This window comes from Paraburkholderia sp. BL23I1N1 (genome assembly GCF_003610295.1).
Classification (GTDB): Bacteria; Pseudomonadota; Gammaproteobacteria; order Burkholderiales; family Burkholderiaceae; genus Paraburkholderia.
The window spans coordinates 2,511,358-2,530,123 of sequence record NZ_RAPV01000001.1; the positions used below are offsets into that span (position 1 = coordinate 2,511,358).

Below are 18,766 nucleotides of genomic sequence, written 5' to 3' on the forward strand. Positions count from 1 at the left end.
AGTTAAAGCGCGTGGGAATTATTCAGCGCCGATTTCATTCTTTGGAGGTTTTCATGTCGCTTTTTGACAGCATTTCGCGCACGCTTAAAGGTCTCCTGAACGACGCAGCCGATTCCGTGCAAGATCCGTCGCGCGATTCGCGCCAGATTGTGCGCGAACTCGACGAGAGCATCGCTAAAGCCGAGAACTCGCTGATCGAGATTCAGGCGCAAGTCGCCACGCAGCAAAGCAAGCGCGATGTTGCCGCCGACAAGGCGAAGAAGTACGAAGACGGCGCGAAGCGCGCGCTGCAATCCGGCGACGAAGCGCTTGCGCGCGAAGCCCTCGGCGCGCAAGCCACGGCCGAAGCCGAGCGCGATGCGCTGGCACGGGAACTGACTACGCTGGAGCCGTCGGTTGATCAATTGAAGAGCCAGATCGACGACATGCGTACCCGTCGTAACGACCTGAACGCGCGCTCGAACATTCTGCAAGCCAAGCAGCAGATCGCTGAGGCTAAAGACGTTGCAGCTACCGCGTTGGGCGGTATCGGTGGCAAGAATCTGTCCGAAGATTTCCAGAAGCTCGAAGACAAGGTTGCGTTGTCGAATGCCCGTTCCGACGCGCGCCTGAATACGGCCGACGTGAAGAGCGGCAAAGCGCTCGACGACAAGCTCGCGGATCTGAACCGCGGCCCGTCCGTCGAAGATCGTCTCGAAGCGTTGAAGAAGCAGATCAACACGCCTGCCCAGTAATTACGTCAGCATTGAATACCGGCTGCCGCGACGAGCGCAGCCGGTATGCCGGGCCACCGGAATGCCGGCCGCCGGAATCGATTGAAGGAGACGGGTGCAACGCACCCGGTCCGTAAATGAAAAAATTTCTCGCAAGCGCATTCGCCTCACTGATGTTCGTATCGGCCGCGGCGTTCGCAGTGCCGACGGTCCAGCAGATCGAATCCGCCATGGCGCAAGGCAACTGGCAACAAGCCGATGCCGGTTTGAGCGAAGTGCTGCAGGCGCATCCGAACAATGCACGCGCGCACTATCTGTACAGCCAGGTGCTCGATCGCGAAGGCCGCTCTGCCGACGCCCTCGCCCAGGTGCAACAGGCCAAGACGCTCGACCCGCAAATCCGCTTCACCGACCCGACCCGTTTCGCGCAAACCGAAGCGCGTATCCGCAAGAACGCGGAGCGCGCCGGCGCCGCCGGCGGCAACACCACGAGCCGCGCGGCCAACCCGTTCGTGCAGCAGAATTCGCCAGCCGTGCAGCAGCAGTCGGCGATGGTGCCGCAAGCGCCGCAACGGCATGGTCCCGGCATGGGCATGTGGGTCGGCATCATTCTCCTGATCGGCGTGATCGCGCTGGTGCTGCGCTGGACATTGCGCCGCGCCCGCTCGCAAGACGATTCGCGCGCCGACGACGATCGTCGCGTGCAGCTCAAGCGCGCCACCGAGATGCTCAACGCCGTGCGTTCGTTGAAGCTCGACGTGAAGCTCTCCACCGTGCCAGGCCATGAGGCGCTGGAGAAAGAAGTCGAATCGACCGAAGAGCAATTGCGTGGTCTCGTCGAATCGCTGTCGAACAGCAAGAATCCGGTGCCGCCGTATCAGCTCGACGAACTGGAGCAGCGCATCGCCAGCATGCGCGCCCGCGCCGAGGGGCGGCCCGATCCGTATGCCGCACCGGCCGCCGGCACGCAGCAGTCGCCGTATGCGCAGGAAGCCGAGCGTTTCGGCAACCCGCCGCAGGCGCCCTATCCGCAGCAGCAGCCACAGGTCATCGTGCAACAAGGTGGCAGCGGTTTCGGCGGCGGCATGGGCGGTCTGCTGACCGGCGTGCTGCTTGGCGAGGCGCTGAATTCCGGGCGTGATCGCGTCGTGGAGCGCGATGTCATCGTCGATGACGAAACGCGTCGCCGGGGCGGTGACGGCGGCAATGGCGGCGGCCTCGACTTTGGCCAGGGCTCGAATGACTGGAGCGACAACAGCGGCGGCGGCGTCGACTTGGGTAGCAATGACGATTCCAGCAGTTGGAGCGATACCTGAGAAACGCAGCGCCAGTTTGCTTGAGATGCAGCTAATCAAACGCTGAACAATCAAGCGCAATGAAAACAGGCTCCTGAACGGAGCCTGTTTTTTTATGTCGATTCTCTTTACGCCCTCGCCGGCTCATGTTGCGCCAGCAGCATCGACCCCGCGAACAGGCGGACGATGAAACGCTCTGCATACGCGACCAGCGCTTCCCGGCGCGCGGCATCCCCTTCGATGTATTCCGCCGACAGGTGAAACAGTTGCAGCACGATCTGCGTGCAGACTTCGTCGACGGTTGCGCGGGCGAGCGTCGGCATCAGCTCCAGTTGCACCACGTCGTCCGCCATTTCCGCCGACACCTCGTGCAGATTCGCCCGCACCGCTTCACGCAGCGCCCGCGAGGTGCCGTGATACTCGGCCAGCGCGCTCAGAAACGCCTCGCGATTCTCCAGCGCAAACGCAAAGAACGCCACACACGCGCGACGCGGCACGCTTTGCGGCTCATCGTGCGCCGCCAGCCAGCGCTCGCGCCGCAGCATCGGCCGCAAGCGGCGGCTCACCGATTCGACCGCCTCGCGCGCCAGGTCGTCGAGCGTGTCGAAATGGCGATAGAACGTGTTGGGATTCAGCCCCGCCTCGCGCGCCAGTTCGCGCAAACCGAGACTTGCAAAGCTGCGCCCGCCCGCGGTCAGACGCAACGCGGCTTCGATCAGCTTGCGCTTGCCGGGCGGAAGGTCCTGCCCGGCACCAGCGCCATGGTCCGCGGCGGGCGCCGCTTCAGGTACTGGGTTCATGAGCTTTCAGTCAGAGCGCGGCTCGTGCGTTTAATAGTCGTACTCTAAACGATCTTGACGCGAAGTGTACAGTTGTCTACCCTGCGCGTTATGCGGATGTAGACAACTGTAGACATCCGAATTTTGCCTATCTCCGGAGACCTGCCGTGACGCCTGCCTCATCCGCCCAACCCGCCGCGCCACGCATTGCCATTGTCGGCAGTGGATTTGCGGGCATCGGCATGGCGATCCGTCTGCTCCGGATGGGCATCACGTCGTTCACGATTTACGAGGCGGCCGGCGATATTGGTGGCACGTGGCGCGACAACACCTATCCCGGCGCGGCCTGCGATGTGCCGTCGCATCTGTATTCGTTTTCGTTCGAGCCGAATCCCGCGTGGTCGCGTGCGTTCGGCGGCCAGGCGGAGATCTTCGCCTACCTCAAGCATTGCGTGCGCAAATACGGCGTCGATCGCTACGTGCGTTGCAATGCGCGCGTGTCCTCGGCCCGTTTCGACGCAGCGCGGCAAACCTGGCAAGTCGAGATCGACTCGAACGGCACACGCGAAAGCATCGAGGCCGACGTGGTGATCGCGGCGAGCGGTCCGCTGTCGCGGCCGGCCATGCCGCGGATCGCAGGGCTCGACCGTTTCGAAGGCAAGCTGTTTCATTCGGCGCGCTGGGACCACGACTATCCGCTCGAAGGCAAGCGCGTCGCGGTGATCGGCACGGGCGCCAGCGCGATCCAGTTCGTGCCGCGGATCCAGCCGCGCGTGGCGCAACTCGAGCTGTTCCAGCGCACCGCGCCGTGGATCATGCCCAAGCCGGACAAGCCGGTCGGCCCGCGCGCGCGTTGGCTGTTCCGCCACCTGCCGTTCACGCAGCGCTTCGTGCGCAATGCGATCTACTGGCAACTCGAATCGCGCGCGATTGCGTTCGTCGTCAATCCGGAACTGATGAAAATGCCGATGAAGTTCGGCCTGAGCTACCTGGAGCGGCGCGTCAAGGACCCCGTGCTGCGCGCCAAAGTGACGCCGAACCACCGGCTCGGCTGCAAGCGCGTATTGCTGTCGAGCGATTACTATCCGGCGCTTGGCCAAGCGAACGTCGACGTGGTGACGACCGGCATTCGCGAAATCGTCGCCGATGGCATCGTGACCGACGACGGCGCACACCACCCGGCCGACGCTATCATCTGCGGCACGGGTTTTCAGGTCAACAACGTGGGCGCGCCATTCGAGGTGACCGGGCTCAATGGCACGGATCTCGGCGCACTGTGGCTGCGCGACGGGCCGGAGGCCTACCTCGGCGTCAGTGTCGCCAACTTCCCGAACTTCTTCATGATGGTTGGCCCGAACACCGGGCTCGGTCATAACTCGATGATCTACATGATCGAGTCGCAGGTGCAGTACATCGCCGATTGCCTGCGCGTATTGCGCCGGCGCAAGGCTCGAACCATGAACCTGCGGCCAGACGTCCAGCGCGATTTCAACGAGCGTCTGCAGAAGCAGATGCAGCACTCCGTGTGGGTCAGTGGCTGCCATAGCTGGTATCAAACGAAAAGCGGCAAGGTCACGGCGTTGTGGCCGGGCTTCACATTCAGCTTTCGCAAACGCACGCGGCGGGTGCGGCCGCACGATTATCGTTTCGCGCCTTAAAGCGGCGTGCGGCCACTGAGGGGCTGTTCGCGAGGCTGGGGCGGAGGCTGATACAGCGGCGATCTAATTCGAACTAAAGGGAGACAACAACCATGGCAAGCATCGAATCCGCGACACCCGTATCCACAACGCCCCTGCCGCCCCGCTCGCTCGCCGCGCGCCTCGGCATCACCAGCGTGCCGCGCACCGAATTGCAGCGGCGCTACACACAAAGCGGTTCGAAGTTCGTCAAGATCATGGGCGCCGACGTGCACTATGTCGACGAAGGCAGCGGCGACACGATCGTGATGATTCACGGTTTCGCGTCTTCCTTGCATACGTGGAATCGTGTCGCGGACGAACTCAAGCGCACGCACCGCGTGATTCGCCTCGATCTGCCGCCGTTCGGCGTGACCGGACCGCTGCGCTCCAGCGCCGGTGAAATCGAAACGATGAATTTGCCCACCTACCGGGGCTTCATCGACACGTTCATGCAGGCGCTCGGCGTTTCACGCGCGACGCTGATCGGCAATTCGCTCGGCGGCCTGATTTCGTGGGATTACGCTGTGCGCCATCGCGAGGCTGTCGAGCGGCTCGTCCTGATCGACTCGGCCGGTTTTCCGATGAAGCTGCCGATTTACATCGGCCTCTTCAATAGCGCGCTGGTGCGGGTCAGTTCGCCGTGGTGGCTGCCCGAAGCCATTATCAAGAGCGCGGTGCGCAACGTGTATGGCGATCCGCGCAAGCTCGATGCAGTGACGCTGCGGCGTTACATCGAATTCTTCCACGGCGAAGGGACGCGCACGGCCATCGGCAAGATGGTGCCGACGCTCGACTTCAAGGACGTCGACACCGACGTGCTGAAGACGCTCAAGGTGCCGTCGCTGGTCCTGTGGGGAGCAAAGGATCGCTGGATCCCGCCTGCTCACGCGGCCGAATTTGCGAGCCGCATTCCAGGCGCGAAATCCGTGATGTACCCAGGACTCGGTCACATCCCCATGGAAGAAGCGCCCGAGCGCGTGATGACCGATTTGCGCGCGTTTCTCGGCACGAACGCCGGGGTTGCTCCGTTGACCGAAGGCGCGCACCGCGCGCCGGTCTGACCCTTGCTGATTGCGCGGCGTGCGATCAACGGCTTAGCCGCCCCCGAGCAAGCGCAGCAGTCCCCAGAGAAATTTGCAGAGCATCACGATCAGCTCCCACAGGTGATAGAGCTGCTGCCACCCTGAAACGCGTGCGAAGGAGTCGATCATGGTTGGCGGGTAAGAAGACGAATGGCGCGGACTTGCACGGCGAGTACACATCATAACGACTGCGGGATACCCCGCATCAAGTCGATCGAAAGTGTGCCGTAAACGCATTGAGAAGACGCGGCATCCGCACCGGATGACCGCGCTGATTGATCGCACCAATCGCACCAACCGGACCAACCGCACCATCCGCGCCATCAAGGAGACGGGCATGACGCGTTTCAGCTTTCGCCGGGGCAGCCGTTCACCAACGGTCGTCGGCGATATTGCCGAGCAAGCCGGCAAATTGGGAATTGAAATCTGCGACGTATCGGGCCACGTCGACGAAGTTGCCTCACGCGTACAGCACCAGGCGCAGGTGTGCCGCGCACTGCGCGAATCCGCCGCGCAGACGCTTGCGGGCAACCATCGCATTGCCACTGCCGCACGCGCAATGCGCAGCGTCTCGGCTGAAGCCGCTACTGGCGTGCAGGCGTCACAGCAGACGTTGGAGGCATCGCTCGCCGACATCCACGGGTTGGTGGAAGGCGTGACGGTGATCGAGAGCCAGATTGGTGCATTGCGTAGCGCATTGGCCCATGTGAGCCGCGTTTCCGAGGAGATTTCGCTGATTGCCCGCCAGACGCATTTGCTGGCCCTGAACGCCGCGATCGAAGCCGCGCGCGCCGGCGATTCCGGCAAGAGTTTCGCGGTGGTGGCGGCCGAGGTGAAGAACCTGTCGGCAAAGACCGCGCAGGCGACCGGCCAGATCGAGACGACGCTGGCTCAGCTCACTCAGCAGACCGAACAGTTGATCAACGAGGGCTCGGTGAACACGGCGCGGGCGCATCGCGTACGCGAAGGCACGCGCAAGATCGGCGACGTCGTGCATGCGACGGGCGATGCGATTACGCAGCTCAACGATGAGGCTGGGCAGATCGCTGCATTGACAGGCGAGATCGAAACGCAATGCAACGGGCTTGAGGCGAAGGTGCTGGAGATAGCGAGTGGCGTCGAAGATTCGAGCGAGAACTTTGTCCAGGCGAAGGACCGGCTGGGGAATTTGCTCGGCGTGTCCGAGACGTTGATCGAGCTGACTGCGGCAACGGGGGTCGAGACGAGCGATACGCGGTTTATCGACGCTGTGCAACGGGCTGCGGCCGCGGTGAGCAAGGCATTTGAAACGGCTGTTGCCCGGGGCGAAGTGTCGATTGAGGATCTGTTCGATCAGCACTATGTGCCCGTTGCGGGGAGCAATCCGGCTCAGTTCACTACCCGGTTTACTGCTTTTACCGATCGGGTGTTGCCCGCTATTCAGGAGCCCTTCCTCGGACTCGATCCACGTGTTGCGTTTTGTGCTGCTGTCGATGTGCGTGGTTATCTGCCTACGCATAATCTGAAGTTTTCGTTGCCGCAGCGCGAGGACGTGGTCTGGAATATGGCTAATTGCCGGAACCGGCGGATGTTCGATGATCGTACCGGGATTGCGGCTGCTTCGCATGTTAAGAAATTTTTGTTGCAGACGTATCGGCGTGATATGGGTGGCGGGCAGTTTGTTTTGATGAAGGATGCGTCGGCGCCTGTGGTTGTCGCCGGGCGGCATTGGGGTGGGGTTCGGATTGGGTATAAGGTTTGAAGGTTTTTTTGCCTGCCCGGCGCTTGGTTGTTTGCCTGTGGCGCTGGCCTTTCCTTGTTTTGTTACCGTGATGAACCAGACTTCCTCTTCCGTTTATATCGGCATCGACGTCAGCGGTAGCACCCTCGACGTTGCCATCCACGACACGACCGAACATTTCAGTGTCGACAATGAAACCGTCGCCATCGACCAGCTGGTCCAGCGTCTGATCACGCGGGGTCCCACCCTGATCGTCATGGAGGCCACCGGCAAGCTCGAACTTGCCGTGCTCAAGGCGCTCTGTCAGGCCGGCCTGCCCGCTGTCGCGGTTAATCCCCGGCAGGTGCGCGACTTTGCCAAAGCCACCGGCAAACGGGCGAAGACAGACCGCATCGACGCGTTCGTCATTGCCCATTTCGCCGCCGTCATCAAACCCGTCGTGCGTCCACTGAACGATGTGCAGACCGAGCAGCTGCAAGCGCTGCTGCTGCGCCGTGCCCAGCTCATCGACATGCTCGTGGCCGAGAAGGCCCGCCTGGAGCGCGCACACGCCGCGGCGAAGGAAAGCCTCAATGACCACATCAAATGGCTCAAACAGCAGCTCACCGTCGCGGACAAGGACATCGATTCGTTCATGCGCTCTTCGCCCGCCTGGCGCCAGAGGGAAGATCTGCTGCGCTCGGTGCCCGGTATCGGCCCCGGTGCCGCGGCTACGCTGATCGCCTTCATGCCCCAGCTCGGCTCGCTGAACCGCCGCGAGATCGCCGCCCTTACCGGCGTCGCGCCGTTCAATTGCGACAGCGGCAAGCACACCGGCAAGCGTCGCATTCACGGCGGTCGTGCCATCGTGCGGCGCGCGCTTTACATGGCCTGCATACCTGCGCTGCGCTTTAATCCGGTGATCAGGGCCTTTTACGACCGTCTGCGCAAGGCTGGCAAACCGTTCAAGGTGGCCATGACCGCGTGCATTCGCAAGCTCATCGTGACGCTCAACACCATGGTCCACAACTCGACCCCATGGAGACCATCGGCTGACTGACTTCCCGCATGGCTGAGCCGCCTGTGGCGCTTTAACCCAGGCACTCGCGGCCCCCGTGCCCACCCTTGTGCAGGTCACTCAATCGTGCAGGTCGCGAGGACGACTCGCGCGCGCAAAATGCTCCCTGACGCTGACAATTTCTATCTTGAGTAACTGCTCGCCGCTTGACTTCCAATACGGTTGCTTCTCTTTGCGGCAGGCAAAGAGAAGTGAGTGCCGCCCCGCACAGGGGCAACGCTAATAGACCACTAACAAAACAAGGAAAGGCCAACACCATAAAAACACAGACAAACAAAGCGCCGAGCAGGCAAAAAACCTATACCGCCATAACAGCCCTCTTCCTCTCAGCCCGCTGCATAAAATAGTTAGCCAAAACAACCCCAACCGTAACAACAGCAATAAACAGCGTAGCCAACGCATTCATCTCAGGATTCAACCCAAGCCGAACACGAGAGAAAACCACCAGCGGCAGCGTAGTCGACCCAGGCCCTGACAAAAACGCCGACAAAACCAGATCGTCGATCGACAAGGTAAACGACAACAACCACCCAGAAACCAGAGCCTGCGAAATCAACGGCAACGTAATAAAGAAAAACACCTTCAGCGGCGTAGCCCCAAGATCAAGCGCAGCCTCCTCAAGAGAAGGATTCAACTCCTTCACACGCGACTGCACGATGATGGCTACATAGGAAATACACAACATCACGTGCCCGATCCAGATCGTGAAAACGCCACGCCCGGCAGGCCATCCCAACCACTTCGCCATTTCGATGAAAAGCAGCAGCAGCGAAATCCCCTGAATCACCTCGGGAATCACCAGCGGCGCATTGATCATCCCGGTGTAAAGGGTAAAACCACGAAACCGCCCCATGCGGGCCAACACAAACCCGGCCCACGTGCCGATAATCACCGAAGCAAACGCCGTCAACAACGCCACACGCAACGACAACCACGCTGCCGCAATCAACTCGTCGTCCTGCAACAACGCCGCATACCAGCGCGTAGAAAAGCGCGTCCACACCGTGACCAGTTGCGATTCGTTGAACGAATACACAATCAGACTCACGATCGGAATGTAGAGAAACAGAAACCCAATCCCCAACGCAATGAACTGCAAAATCCGGTTCGGTTTCATCAGCGCCGTTCCTCCATCGCCTTCGCCTGCGCGTACTGGAAAAACGCCATCGGCACCAATAACAACAACACCATCGCGCACGTCACGGCAGACGCCATCGGCCAATCGGCATTGTCGAAGAACTCATTCCACATCACACGGCCAATCATCAGCGTGTTCGCGCCGCCCAGCAATTCCGGAATCACATACTCGCCCACCGCCGGAATGAACACCAGCAAACAACCGGCAATGATGCCGTTCTTGGACAGCGGTAAAGTGATCTGCCAGAACGCCCGCCACGGCTTCGCGCCGAGATCGTAAGCGGCTTCCAGCAAAGTCATGTCCATCTTCACCAGATGCGCGTACAGCGGCATCACGAGAAACGGCAGGTACGAATACACCATGCCGATGTATACCGCCGTGTTCGTGTGATACAGCTCGACCGGCGTATGGATCAGCCCGACCGACATCAGAAAATTGTTCAGCAGGCCGTTGTTCTTCAGGATACCGATCCATGCATACACGCGAATCAGAAACGACGTCCAGAATGGCAGCATCACAGCCATCATCAGCAGATTGCGGTTCGCCGGATTCGATCGCGCAATGTAGTACGCCATCGGATAACCGATCAGCAAACACAGCAACGTGGACACCGCCGCGACCACCACCGAATTCACATAGGTCGCGAAATACAGGCTGTCGGTCAGCAGAAACGCATAGTGCGACAGGTCCAGCGCGACGTGAATCACGCCGTCCGTATACGTGGTGAGTTCCGTATAGGGCGGAATGCCAAGTTGCAAATCGGCAAAGCTGATCTTCACGACCAGCAGGAACGGCACGAGGAAAAACAGCAGCAGCCAGATGAACGGCCCGGCCACCACCGCGGTGCGGCCGGTCAGGTTGAAACGGCGCACCGGCCACGACGCAAGAGAACTGATCGAGCGCTTCATGACGTCAGCACCACGCCGGCCGATGCGCTCCAGCGCACATACACCTCGTCGCCCCAGGTGGGCGGATCGATCTCCGTCAATGCAAGGCTCGTCACGTTGGCGATCACCGTTTTGCCGGCGTCGAGCTTCACGTGGTACAGCGAATAGCCGCCCATGTAAGCGATATTCGTTACGACGCCCTTGCCCCAGTTGTACGCGCCTTCGGGCGGCTTGCGGGTGAGCGCAATGCGCTCGGGCCGCACCGAGATCGTCACCGGCATGCCGAGCGGCCCCGTGATGCCGTGGCTCACGTAGAGACGGACCGGCAGGTCGGGCGTTTCGATGAACACGTGATCGGGCTCGTCTTCGACAACGTTGCCGTCGAACAGATTGGTCGAGCCGATGAACTCGGCCGAAAAACGGCTGTTCGGATATTCGTACACTTCGTGCGGCGTGCCGAGCTGGATGATCTCGCCTTCACTCATCACGGCGAGACGGTCGGCCATCGTCATTGCCTCTTCCTGATCGTGCGTCACCATCATGCAGGTCACGCCGACCTTGTCGAGAATATTGACCAGTTCGATCTGCGTGCGCTGACGAATCTGTTTGTCGAGCGCGGACATCGGCTCGTCGAGCAACAACAGCTTCGGTCGCTTGACGAGCGAGCGCGCGAGCGCCACCCGCTGCTGCTGACCGCCGGAAAGCTGATGCGGTTTGCGCTTCGCAAAGCGGCCCATCTGCACGAGATCGAGCGCGGTCTGCACGCGGTCTTTCAGTTCGGATTTCGGCACGCCTTCCTGCTTCAGGCCGAAGGCGACGTTGGCCTCGACCGTCATGTGCGGAAACAGCGCGTACGACTGGAACATCATGTTGACCGGCCGGCGATAAGGCGGCAATAGCGCGAGATCTTCGCCGTCGATCAGGATCTTGCCCGACGTGATCGACTCAAGGCCAGCCAGCATGCGCAACAAGGTCGACTTGCCACAGCCGGAACTGCCGAGCAGCGCGAACAGCTCGCCCTTCTTCACCGACAGGTTGACCCCTTTGACCGCGGCGGTCTCGCCGAACTTCTTCACGATGTCGACGATCTGGACGAAATTCTCTGCTGCATCGCCCGCTTCGGCGTTCAGACCCGGGAATGATGCGGCGGCCCCTGCCAGCGCGCCCGACTGGTCACTACTCATCACTATGCTTTACTCCGGCGTTTGACGAACAAAGCCCCCGGTGGACACCGAGGGCTTCATGATGATACTTACCCGTTCACTCTGACCGTGGATCAGCGGCCGGACTTGAATTCAGTCCACAGCCGCGTTTGCAGCCGCTGGATTTCCGGCGGCAACGGCTTCAGCAGGAACAGTGTCTTGATGACTTCAGGCGACGGGTACACGGCCGGGTCATTCGCCACGTCCTTGTCCACGTACTTGCGCGCTTCGAGGTTGGCGCTCGGGTAGTAGACGGCGTTGGTGATCGCGGCATGGACTTGCGGCGTTTCGATGTAGTTGATCCACTCGAACGCTGCTTCCTTGTTCTTCGCGTCCTTCGGAATCGCCATCACGTCGAACCATACCGGGGCGCCGCCCTTCGGAATGTAATACTCGATCTTGTAGGCCTTCTTCGCTTCGACCGCACGATGCTTGGCGATCACGACGTCGCCCGACCAGCCGTACGCGAAGCACACGTCGCCGCCGACCAGATCGTTGATGTAGCCCGACGAGTTGAATTGCGTGATGTACGGGCGGATCTTCTTCATCATCTCGAGCGCGGCGCGGTAGTCGGCCGGGTTCGTGCTCATCGGATCTTTGCCGATGTAATGCAGCGCGGCGGCGAACATCTGGTCCGGCGCGTCGAGCACGGACACGCCGCAAGCCTTCAGCTTCGAAATATTTTCCGGCTTGAAGAGAACGTCCCAGCTATCGAGCGGCACGTTCTTGCCGAGGATCTGCTGCGCCTTGGTGACGTTGTAGCCAAGGCCGGTCGTGCCGTATGCCCAAGGTACCGTGAACTTGTTGCCCGGGTCGGCGCCGGCCACGAGGGCCATCAGCGAAGGATCGAGGTATTTGAGGTTCGGCAGCTTCGATTTGTCGAGCGGCGCGAAGATGCCGGCGGCGATCTGCTTGCCGGCGTAGTTGCTGGTCGGCACGACGATGTCGTAACCCGAATTGCCGGTGAGGAGCTTGGCCTGCAGCGTGTCGTCGCTGTCGTAGTTGTCGTATTTGACCTGGACGCCAGACTGCTTGGTGAAGTTCGGAATGGTGTCCTTGGCAATGTAATCGGACCAGTTATACACGTTCAGCTGCGTATCTTTCGCAGCGGCCGTCAACCACGGCGTCGCACACAAGACCAGCGCCGCCACCTGCACCACTACCCGTCTTTTCATCCCGTTCTCCGATGCTGACCGGCCTCAGCCGGCCGTCTTCGCCCACGCCGCAGCACACCGCACGCGGCTCCCCTGAAAAACCCGAAAACTACCATTAATTATTGCGCGCACCAAAAAAAATGCTGAGCTGTCGCGCAAACGGTACAGCGCAAGCCGCGCCGCTACAAAATGGCCGCAATTTTAGCGGGTTATTGGCGCCTGTCTACCCGAAAAAAACACCAGTGGCAGCCTCGGTGTCATCTCGCTGTCAAGTTGCGGCGACCTCGCCGGACCCGGTTCGCATTGGGGTGGCAACCAGAGCCCGCCTTTCAGGAATTTTATGCCGTACGGCTAGCCTCGATATGAAGTGGTTTTGTAAGCATTCTCCGGTTTGCGCGCTGAGGGGATTCGAATAGGAGCGGACGCGGCAGCGGATACTGCCAACCGTGCATGCCTTCGCGCCACGACGAGCGCAACACCGAGGCACGCTCGCCGCATCGTTTAACATAGCGGAACTCCGCTTCTCCGCCCCAAGGTTTCCGATGGCTTCGAATCTCCACGCTCTTCCCGACAGCCCGTGCATCGGCGTCTGTTCCACGCTTTTCGACGAAGTCTGCAAAGGCTGCGGCCGTACCGCCACCGAAGTGTCCAACTGGGTGTTCCTGAGCGACGAGGAAAAGCGCGCCGTATGGGTACGCATCGAGCAGGAAGGCACCGCGATGCGTTTCAAGAACGATAAGCTGTAGCCGCCTTGCGGCGTGGCCTCCTGCCGGCGAATTCGCCTCCCGATCAGGATTGAGATTGCAATAAAAAACGCCGGACATTCCGGCGTTTTTGCATGACGAGCGCAGCTTCTCAAGCGCGGTGATCAGAACCGCATACCGACACCGAGACCCACCACCACCGGATCGATATTCAGCCGGCCGAGCGATTGACCGCCAAGCGTTGCGTCGGTGTGCATCCAGATCTTCTTGATGTCCGCATTGACGAACAGCGACCTGGTCACCTGCACGTCCACGCCGGCCTGTAGCGCGGGGCCAAAGCTGTGGTTGGTGATCGAGATCGGCTGGCCGCCTGCATTCAGGCCGTTGTTATAGAACAACGTGTAGTTCAGGCCCGCGCCAACGTACGGACGGATACGCCCCGCGTGGTTGAAGTGATATTGCAGCAGCAGCGTGGGTGGTAACACGTTCACACCACCAAGATTGCCAAGGCTCGACGTCAGCTGATGGCGCGACGTGCCGAGAATCAGTTCGACGCCCAGGTAATCGCGGATCATGTAGGTCAGATCCAGCTCCGGCACGATGGCGTTGTTGACGCCCACGTTGAGCGCCGACAGCGTGTGGTTGGTCTCCACGTTCGGCATGATGCTGATTGCGCGCAGACGCACCAGGATGTCGCCGGCGTGTATGCCGTTCATCGGGTCGTCGCCAGCGGCCTGGGCTTGTGGAGCCAGTGCGCCCGCGCCTAGCAGGCACGACGCGACGGCGGCGACCCTGATTCTGTTCCTGAACGAGTGCTTCATGTGCTTCCCCGGATGTTTGTTTGCGTGCGGGGATTGTCGAAGATCTCGTCAGGTTTCACGTTGACCCGCATCAACCGAGCGAGAACGCCCATCGTCCTGCGACAGCGGGTCGCGTCGCGCCGGTCAGTAACAACTCGATCAGGTCGTGAACGCTGCGAATGGCCGTGCCGAACGGCAAGGCTTCACGGCCACGAAAGAACAGACCATTGGCCACGTCGCCACGCAATGCCGCGGCGAGTCGCGTATCGATGCAGAAGTGGCCGAACTTCTCGACACCGTCGCGCCAGCCGCAGACGCTGAGACATTCGAGCGCGGTCGGACAGGCGTGTTTGAGCGCGCCGACCTTCTCACGGATTTTCGTTTCGTGACGCAGATATCGCATCAGCCAGGGCGTTTTCACGGCGCGCGCGGGCAGCCCCGTTACGCTGACGAATTCGACGATGTCGTCAGGCGTCGCTTCAGCCAGCACGCGCTTGAAGTTCGGATGCGCGTCGCCTTCTTCGGTCACGGCGAACGGCGTGCCGAGTTGCACGCCGCCGGCACCCGCGGTCAGTAGTTCGCGCACGGCTTCGTGACTGTTGATGCCGCCCGCGACGATCACGGGCACGTCCTTGCGACTCAAGCCGAGCGACGTGAATACCGCATCGAGTTGCTCCAGTACGCGCAGGAAATCGAAGCGAGGATCCTGCAGGTCAGCGAGGTTGGTCACGCCGAGATGACCGCCCGCATGAGCCGGATGTTCAATCACGACAGCGTCGGGCAAACGGCCCTTCTTTATCCACTTTTTCAGCACCAGTGCGGCACCGCGGCTATCCGACAGGATCGGGATCAGCGCGATATCGTGGCCTTGCGTCATGTCCGGCAAGTCGAGCGGCAGGCCCGCGCCCATGACGATTGCGTCAGCGCCGTTTTCGCAGGCGACGCGCACGTAGTCTGCTTGCGCGTTGACGGCTTTCATCACGTTGACGGCTATCATGCCGCGGCCGTTGGCGAGACCTTTGGCGGCGTGGATTTCTCGCGCCAGCGCGGTGAGATTCGCCTGTTCGAGCGTAGTCCGGTCAGGCGATTGCCGGCAGAGTTCGATCAGATCGCGATGATGATGGCGCAGATCGATGCTGGCGATGGTGCCCATGGCGCCTTCACGGGCGACGCTGCCTGCCAGCCGGTGGGCTGAGATGCCGACGCCCATGCCGCCCTGCACGATCGGAAGCAGCGAGCGGCCGCGGATAACAAGGGGTGGGAACGAGTGAGAGGTGTGCATTGACGACCTGATGGATGGACTATCGAAAAGGAGATAATCGGTCGTCGGGCGCAGCGCGCGTTGCTTTGGGTCAATGAGCGTGTTTGTTGGTCTGGTTTTGAGTCTGGTCGGTTGATGCTGGTCACTTCACGGTGAATTTGATGGCGCTTCCCGCAAGACACGCACCATGAAAAAAGCCCGCTTCGAGGAAGCGGGCTTTGCTTAACGCTACACCGTGAAACCAGGACGCTTACTGCACGCCCTGGCTCGCGAGGAAGTCTTCATAGTTGCCGCCGAAGTCGTTCAGCGAGCCATCGGTCTTCACTTCGATGACCCGGTTCGCGAGGCCGCTCACGAACTCACGGTCGTGCGACACGAAAATCAGCGTGCCTTCGTACTTATCGAGCGCGATCTGCAGCGACTCGATCGATTCCATGTCCATGTGGTTGGTCGGCTCGTCCATCAGCATCACGTTGTGGCGGCCCAGCATCAGCTTGCCCCAGATCATGCGGCCCTTCTCACCACCCGAGAGCACCTTGACCGACTTGCGGATGTCATCGGCATTGAACAGCAGGCGACCGAGCGTGCCTCGCACCATCTGCTCGTCGTCGCCTTCCTGGCGGTAGCCGTCGATCCAGTCCATCAGCGTGACGTCGTCCGGGAATTCCTCGTACGTATCCTGCGGCATGTAACCGATGTTCGCGTTTTCAGCCCACTTCACCGTGCCGTGATCCAGCGTGAGCTTGCCGAGCAGCGAGCGCAGCAGCGTGGTCTTGCCCGCGCCGTTTTCGCCGATGATCGCGATCCGCTCGCCCGGCTGCACGCTAATGCTGAAATCGTTGAAGATCGAGCGCTCGTACTTCTTCGAAATCTTGTCCGCCACCACGGCAATGTTGTGCAGCTTCTTCTCATACTCGAAGCGGATGAACGGGTTCTGCCGCGACGACGGCTTGAATTCCTCGATCTTGATCTTGTCGATCATCTTCAGACGGCTGGTAGCCTGACGCGCCTTCGACTTGTTCGCCGAGAAGCGGCGCACGAAGTCCTGCAGGTCGGCGACGCGCTCCTTCGCCTTGGCGTTGGCGTTCTGCTGACGCTCGCGCGCCTGCGTGCTCGCCAGCATGTAGTCGTCGTAGTTGCCCGGATAGACCTTCAGCGTACCGAAGTCCATGTCGGCCATGTGCGTGCAAACCTGGTTCAAAAAGTGACGATCGTGCGAAATGATGATCATCGTCGAGTTGTACTGGTTGAGCACGTCTTCCAGCCAACGGATCGAGTTGATGTCCAGGTTGTTGGTCGGTTCGTCCAGCAGCAGCACGTCCGGCTTCGAGAACAGCGCCTGCGCGAGCAGCACGCGCAGCTTCCAGCCCGGCGCGACGTTGCTCATCGGGCCGTTATGGTCTTCGATCGCGATGCCGATGCCGAGCAGCAGTTCGCCCGCGCGCGCTTCGGCCGTGTAACCGTCGTACTCGGCGAACTTGGCTTCGAGTTCGGCGGCGTGCATGTAGTCGTCGTCGGTAGCGTCCGGGTTCGCGTAGATCGCGTCGCGCTCGGTCATCGCGGCCCACATTTCGGCGTGGCCCATCATCACGACGTCGAGCACGCGCACGTCTTCGTACGCGAACTGGTCCTGGCGCAGTTTGCCGAGGCGCACATTCGGCTCAAGCATCACGTTGCCGGAGCTCGGTTCCAGATCGCTGCCCAGGATTTTCATGAACGTGGACTTGCCGCAACCGTTCGCACCAATCAGGCCATAGCGGCTCCCTCCCCCGAATTTGACCGAGATGTTCTCGAAGAGGGGCTTTGGCCCGAATTGCATGGTGATATTGGCGGTAGACAGCACGGCGCGTCCTTTGAATGAATTTGCGGCGAACAACCTAATATTTTAGCAGGTTATTGAGACTTCACCCCGCGCGCGCCGTGCTTCCACGCTTTGACGCGGCAATCGCGCCCGCCGCTTGGTTTCTAGCCGCCGCGCGGCGTCTGCAAAACGTCGATGAAGGCCGACAGATCGGCTTCGCCAAGTCCCATCGCCGCGCCGAGCCGCAACAACTGCTGAACTGTCGACGAAACCGGCATCGGTGTGCCGGTCTCGTACGCCGTCGCGGCGACCGTGTCGATGTCCTTCTGGAACGTGCGGAAGGCGCCGATCGGCGCGAGGCCGTTTTGCGTCATGCGTGGCACGAAAATCTGCAGCAATGCCGAATCGGCCCAGCCGCCGGCCAGGCCTTCCGTCAGTTTGGAGGCGTCGATACCGCTGCGCTGCGCAAGACTCACCGCCTCGGCGATCGCCGCCAGGGTCGCGGTGACGATGGTCTGATTGCAAAGCTTGGTGGTTTGCCCCGCGCCGACGTCGCCCATGTGCGTGACGCGAGCGGAATAGGCGCCGAGGAGCTTTGCCACCGCCTCGACGTCCGCCGCGGCGCCGCCCGCCATGATCGCGAGCGTGCCTGCCGTCGCGCCCGCTACGCCGCCGGATACGGGCGCGTCGATCCAGCCGACGCTTGCGGCGCGCTCGCCCTCATTGCCCGCCTCTGCCGCCGTCATGTCCGCCATCGTTGCCGCACGCCGCGCGAACGCCCTCGTCGCGGCCGGCGGAATGCTCGAGTGATCAACGATCCAGCGCACGCGCCCGGGCGCAGCGACATCCACGCTCAGCAGTCCCTCTACACCGAACACCGTTTCTTCGACCGCCGCCGCGCCCGCGACGCACAGCAGCACCGCTTCGCACTTCGAGGCCAATTCGCGTGGCGTATCGACCACCTGGGCCCCGTCCGCCAGCAACGCTTCCGCCTTGGCCCGCGTGCGATTCCAGACATGCACGGTATGCCCCGCGCGGAGCAGATGCCGGATCATCGGCGCGCCCATCAGGCCGGGACCGCAAAAACCAATTTCCACTTTCAAGCCTCGTCAGGTTTCAGGTTGCGTTGCGCGGACATCATAACGGCCTCGCCGCGCCGCGGCATATCGGGCGCGCGATGGGCGAGATGACTGATCCATACGAGCGATGTTGGCGGCAATCCATTGCCTATACTTTTTGCACACCAACGAAGATCAAAGGAGACAGTCCATGTCAGAACACGTCTACAAGCAAATCGAGCTGACCGGTTCATCGACCAAATCGATCGACGACGCAATCTGCACCGCGATTGCCAAAGCGTCGAAGACGCTGCGCAACTTGCACTGGTTCGAAGTGACGGAAACGCGGGGCCAGATCGAGAACGACAAGGTCGCTTACTGGCAGGTGACCATCAAGGTCGGCTTGCGCATTGATTAGCGCTTCGCCTGATATATC

17 protein-coding genes are annotated in these 18,766 nt (G+C 61.2%); 8 read left to right on the forward strand and 9 right to left on the reverse strand.

Annotation, left to right across the window (positions count from 1 at the left end; genetic code table 11):
- The first annotated feature begins 53 nt into the window (after nucleotides 1-53).
- Together B0G76_RS11815 and B0G76_RS11820 are read left to right on the forward strand one after the other, a co-directional pair.
- Nucleotides 54-734 carry a PspA/IM30 family protein gene (locus B0G76_RS11815; protein WP_120292300.1) on the forward strand — a complete coding sequence of 227 codons (681 nt, stop codon included), beginning with the start codon at nucleotides 54-56 and terminating at the stop codon, nucleotides 732-734.
- Nucleotides 735-850: 116 nt separating this feature from the next.
- Nucleotides 851-2,029 carry a tetratricopeptide repeat protein gene (locus tag B0G76_RS11820; RefSeq protein WP_120292302.1) on the forward strand — a complete coding sequence of 393 codons (1,179 nt, stop codon included), beginning with the start codon at nucleotides 851-853 and terminating at the stop codon, nucleotides 2,027-2,029.
- A gap of 107 nt (nucleotides 2,030-2,136) precedes the next feature.
- Here the strand turns inward: B0G76_RS11820 and B0G76_RS11825 are convergent, their stop codons facing one another.
- Nucleotides 2,137-2,808 carry a TetR family transcriptional regulator gene (locus B0G76_RS11825; RefSeq protein ID WP_120292304.1) on the reverse strand — a complete coding sequence of 224 codons (672 nt, stop codon included), beginning with the start codon at nucleotides 2,806-2,808 and terminating at the stop codon, nucleotides 2,137-2,139.
- A gap of 146 nt (nucleotides 2,809-2,954) precedes the next feature.
- Here B0G76_RS11825 and B0G76_RS11830 point away from each other — a divergent pair, with 146 nt between their 5' ends.
- The 4 genes from B0G76_RS11830 (at nucleotide 2,955) to B0G76_RS11845 (ending at nucleotide 8,307) form a co-directional block, all read left to right on the forward strand.
- A complete protein-coding gene (locus tag B0G76_RS11830; protein ID WP_120292306.1) occupies nucleotides 2,955-4,445 on the forward strand; it encodes an NAD(P)/FAD-dependent oxidoreductase in 1,491 nt (496 codons plus the stop codon).
- A gap of 92 nt (nucleotides 4,446-4,537) precedes the next feature.
- The gene (locus B0G76_RS11835) at nucleotides 4,538-5,527 is read left to right on the forward strand and encodes an alpha/beta fold hydrolase (RefSeq protein WP_120292308.1); all 990 of its coding nucleotides are present in this window, start codon (nucleotides 4,538-4,540) and stop codon (nucleotides 5,525-5,527) included.
- A gap of 358 nt (nucleotides 5,528-5,885) precedes the next feature.
- Nucleotides 5,886-7,289 carry a methyl-accepting chemotaxis protein gene (locus B0G76_RS11840; protein WP_120296326.1) on the forward strand — a complete coding sequence of 468 codons (1,404 nt, stop codon included), beginning with the start codon at nucleotides 5,886-5,888 and terminating at the stop codon, nucleotides 7,287-7,289.
- 70 nt (nucleotides 7,290-7,359) lie between these two features.
- The gene (locus tag B0G76_RS11845) at nucleotides 7,360-8,307 is read left to right on the forward strand and encodes an IS110 family transposase (RefSeq protein WP_120292310.1); all 948 of its coding nucleotides are present in this window, start codon (nucleotides 7,360-7,362) and stop codon (nucleotides 8,305-8,307) included.
- A 316-nt stretch (nucleotides 8,308-8,623) separates the two neighbouring features.
- Here B0G76_RS11845 and B0G76_RS11850 read toward each other — a convergent pair whose 3' ends face one another.
- From B0G76_RS11850 to B0G76_RS11865, 4 genes are all read right to left on the reverse strand, one after another.
- On the reverse strand, nucleotides 8,624-9,442 hold the full coding sequence (locus B0G76_RS11850; protein ID WP_120292312.1) for an ABC transporter permease subunit: 819 nt from the start codon (nucleotides 9,440-9,442) through the stop codon (nucleotides 8,624-8,626).
- On the reverse strand, nucleotides 9,442-10,371 hold the full coding sequence (locus B0G76_RS11855; protein ID WP_120292314.1) for an ABC transporter permease subunit: 930 nt from the start codon (nucleotides 10,369-10,371) through the stop codon (nucleotides 9,442-9,444). The genes B0G76_RS11850 and B0G76_RS11855 overlap by 1 nt, the downstream gene beginning before the upstream one ends.
- Nucleotides 10,368-11,534, reverse strand: a complete 1,167-nt coding sequence (locus B0G76_RS11860; protein ID WP_183082030.1) for an ABC transporter ATP-binding protein — start codon at nucleotides 11,532-11,534, stop codon at nucleotides 10,368-10,370. The genes B0G76_RS11855 and B0G76_RS11860 overlap by 4 nt, the downstream gene beginning before the upstream one ends.
- Nucleotides 11,535-11,626: 92 nt before the next feature.
- Nucleotides 11,627-12,727, reverse strand: a complete 1,101-nt coding sequence (locus B0G76_RS11865; protein WP_120292316.1) for a polyamine ABC transporter substrate-binding protein — start codon at nucleotides 12,725-12,727, stop codon at nucleotides 11,627-11,629.
- Between the two features lie 521 nt (nucleotides 12,728-13,248).
- On the opposite strand from B0G76_RS11865, the gene B0G76_RS11870 reads away from it, so the two are divergent.
- A complete protein-coding gene (locus tag B0G76_RS11870) occupies nucleotides 13,249-13,452 on the forward strand; it encodes a DUF1289 domain-containing protein (protein ID WP_120292318.1) in 204 nt (67 codons plus the stop codon).
- A 122-nt stretch (nucleotides 13,453-13,574) separates the two neighbouring features.
- On the opposite strand, the gene B0G76_RS11875 is transcribed toward B0G76_RS11870, so the two are convergent.
- From B0G76_RS11875 to B0G76_RS11890, 4 genes are all read right to left on the reverse strand, one after another.
- Nucleotides 13,575-14,231 carry an OmpW family protein gene (locus B0G76_RS11875; RefSeq protein ID WP_120292320.1) on the reverse strand — a complete coding sequence of 219 codons (657 nt, stop codon included), beginning with the start codon at nucleotides 14,229-14,231 and terminating at the stop codon, nucleotides 13,575-13,577.
- A gap of 70 nt (nucleotides 14,232-14,301) precedes the next feature.
- Nucleotides 14,302-15,492 (reverse strand): nitronate monooxygenase family protein, encoded by a 1,191-nt coding sequence (locus B0G76_RS11880; RefSeq protein ID WP_120292322.1) that lies wholly within the window; start codon nucleotides 15,490-15,492, stop codon nucleotides 14,302-14,304.
- Nucleotides 15,493-15,721: 229 nt separating this feature from the next.
- Entirely contained in the window at nucleotides 15,722-17,314 is a 1,593-nt protein-coding gene (locus B0G76_RS11885) for an ABC-F family ATPase (RefSeq protein WP_120296328.1), read from the reverse strand.
- 122 nt (nucleotides 17,315-17,436) lie between these two features.
- Complete coding sequence (locus B0G76_RS11890; RefSeq protein ID WP_120292324.1) at nucleotides 17,437-18,369, reverse strand: NAD(P)-dependent oxidoreductase; 933 nt, start codon at nucleotides 18,367-18,369, stop codon at nucleotides 17,437-17,439.
- 172 nt (nucleotides 18,370-18,541) lie between these two features.
- Here B0G76_RS11890 and B0G76_RS11895 point away from each other — a divergent pair, with 172 nt between their 5' ends.
- The gene (locus tag B0G76_RS11895) at nucleotides 18,542-18,748 is read left to right on the forward strand and encodes a dodecin (RefSeq protein WP_120292326.1); all 207 of its coding nucleotides are present in this window, start codon (nucleotides 18,542-18,544) and stop codon (nucleotides 18,746-18,748) included.
- Nucleotides 18,749-18,766: the final 18 nt, after the last annotated feature.

Coding starts and splice junctions, on each gene's coding strand:
- B0G76_RS11815 (WP_120292300.1), top strand. CDS start 54: ATGTCGCTTTTTGACAGCATTTCGCGCACGCTTAAAGGTCTCCTGAAC.
- B0G76_RS11820 (WP_120292302.1), top strand. CDS start 851: ATGAAAAAATTTCTCGCAAGCGCATTCGCCTCACTGATGTTCGTATCG.
- B0G76_RS11825 (WP_120292304.1), bottom strand. CDS start 2,808: ATGAACCCAGTACCTGAAGCGGCGCCCGCCGCGGACCATGGCGCTGGT.
- B0G76_RS11835 (WP_120292308.1), top strand. CDS start 4,538: ATGGCAAGCATCGAATCCGCGACACCCGTATCCACAACGCCCCTGCCG.
- B0G76_RS11840 (WP_120296326.1), top strand. CDS start 5,886: ATGACGCGTTTCAGCTTTCGCCGGGGCAGCCGTTCACCAACGGTCGTC.
- B0G76_RS11845 (WP_120292310.1), top strand. CDS start 7,360: ATGAACCAGACTTCCTCTTCCGTTTATATCGGCATCGACGTCAGCGGT.
- B0G76_RS11850 (WP_120292312.1), bottom strand. CDS start 9,442: ATGAAACCGAACCGGATTTTGCAGTTCATTGCGTTGGGGATTGGGTTT.
- B0G76_RS11855 (WP_120292314.1), bottom strand. CDS start 10,371: ATGAAGCGCTCGATCAGTTCTCTTGCGTCGTGGCCGGTGCGCCGTTTC.
- B0G76_RS11860 (WP_183082030.1), bottom strand. CDS start 11,534: ATGAGTAGTGACCAGTCGGGCGCGCTGGCAGGGGCCGCCGCATCATTC.
- B0G76_RS11865 (WP_120292316.1), bottom strand. CDS start 12,727: ATGAAAAGACGGGTAGTGGTGCAGGTGGCGGCGCTGGTCTTGTGTGCG.
- B0G76_RS11870 (WP_120292318.1), top strand. CDS start 13,249: ATGGCTTCGAATCTCCACGCTCTTCCCGACAGCCCGTGCATCGGCGTC.
- B0G76_RS11875 (WP_120292320.1), bottom strand. CDS start 14,231: ATGAAGCACTCGTTCAGGAACAGAATCAGGGTCGCCGCCGTCGCGTCG.
- B0G76_RS11880 (WP_120292322.1), bottom strand. CDS start 15,492: ATGCACACCTCTCACTCGTTCCCACCCCTTGTTATCCGCGGCCGCTCG.
- B0G76_RS11895 (WP_120292326.1), top strand. CDS start 18,542: ATGTCAGAACACGTCTACAAGCAAATCGAGCTGACCGGTTCATCGACC.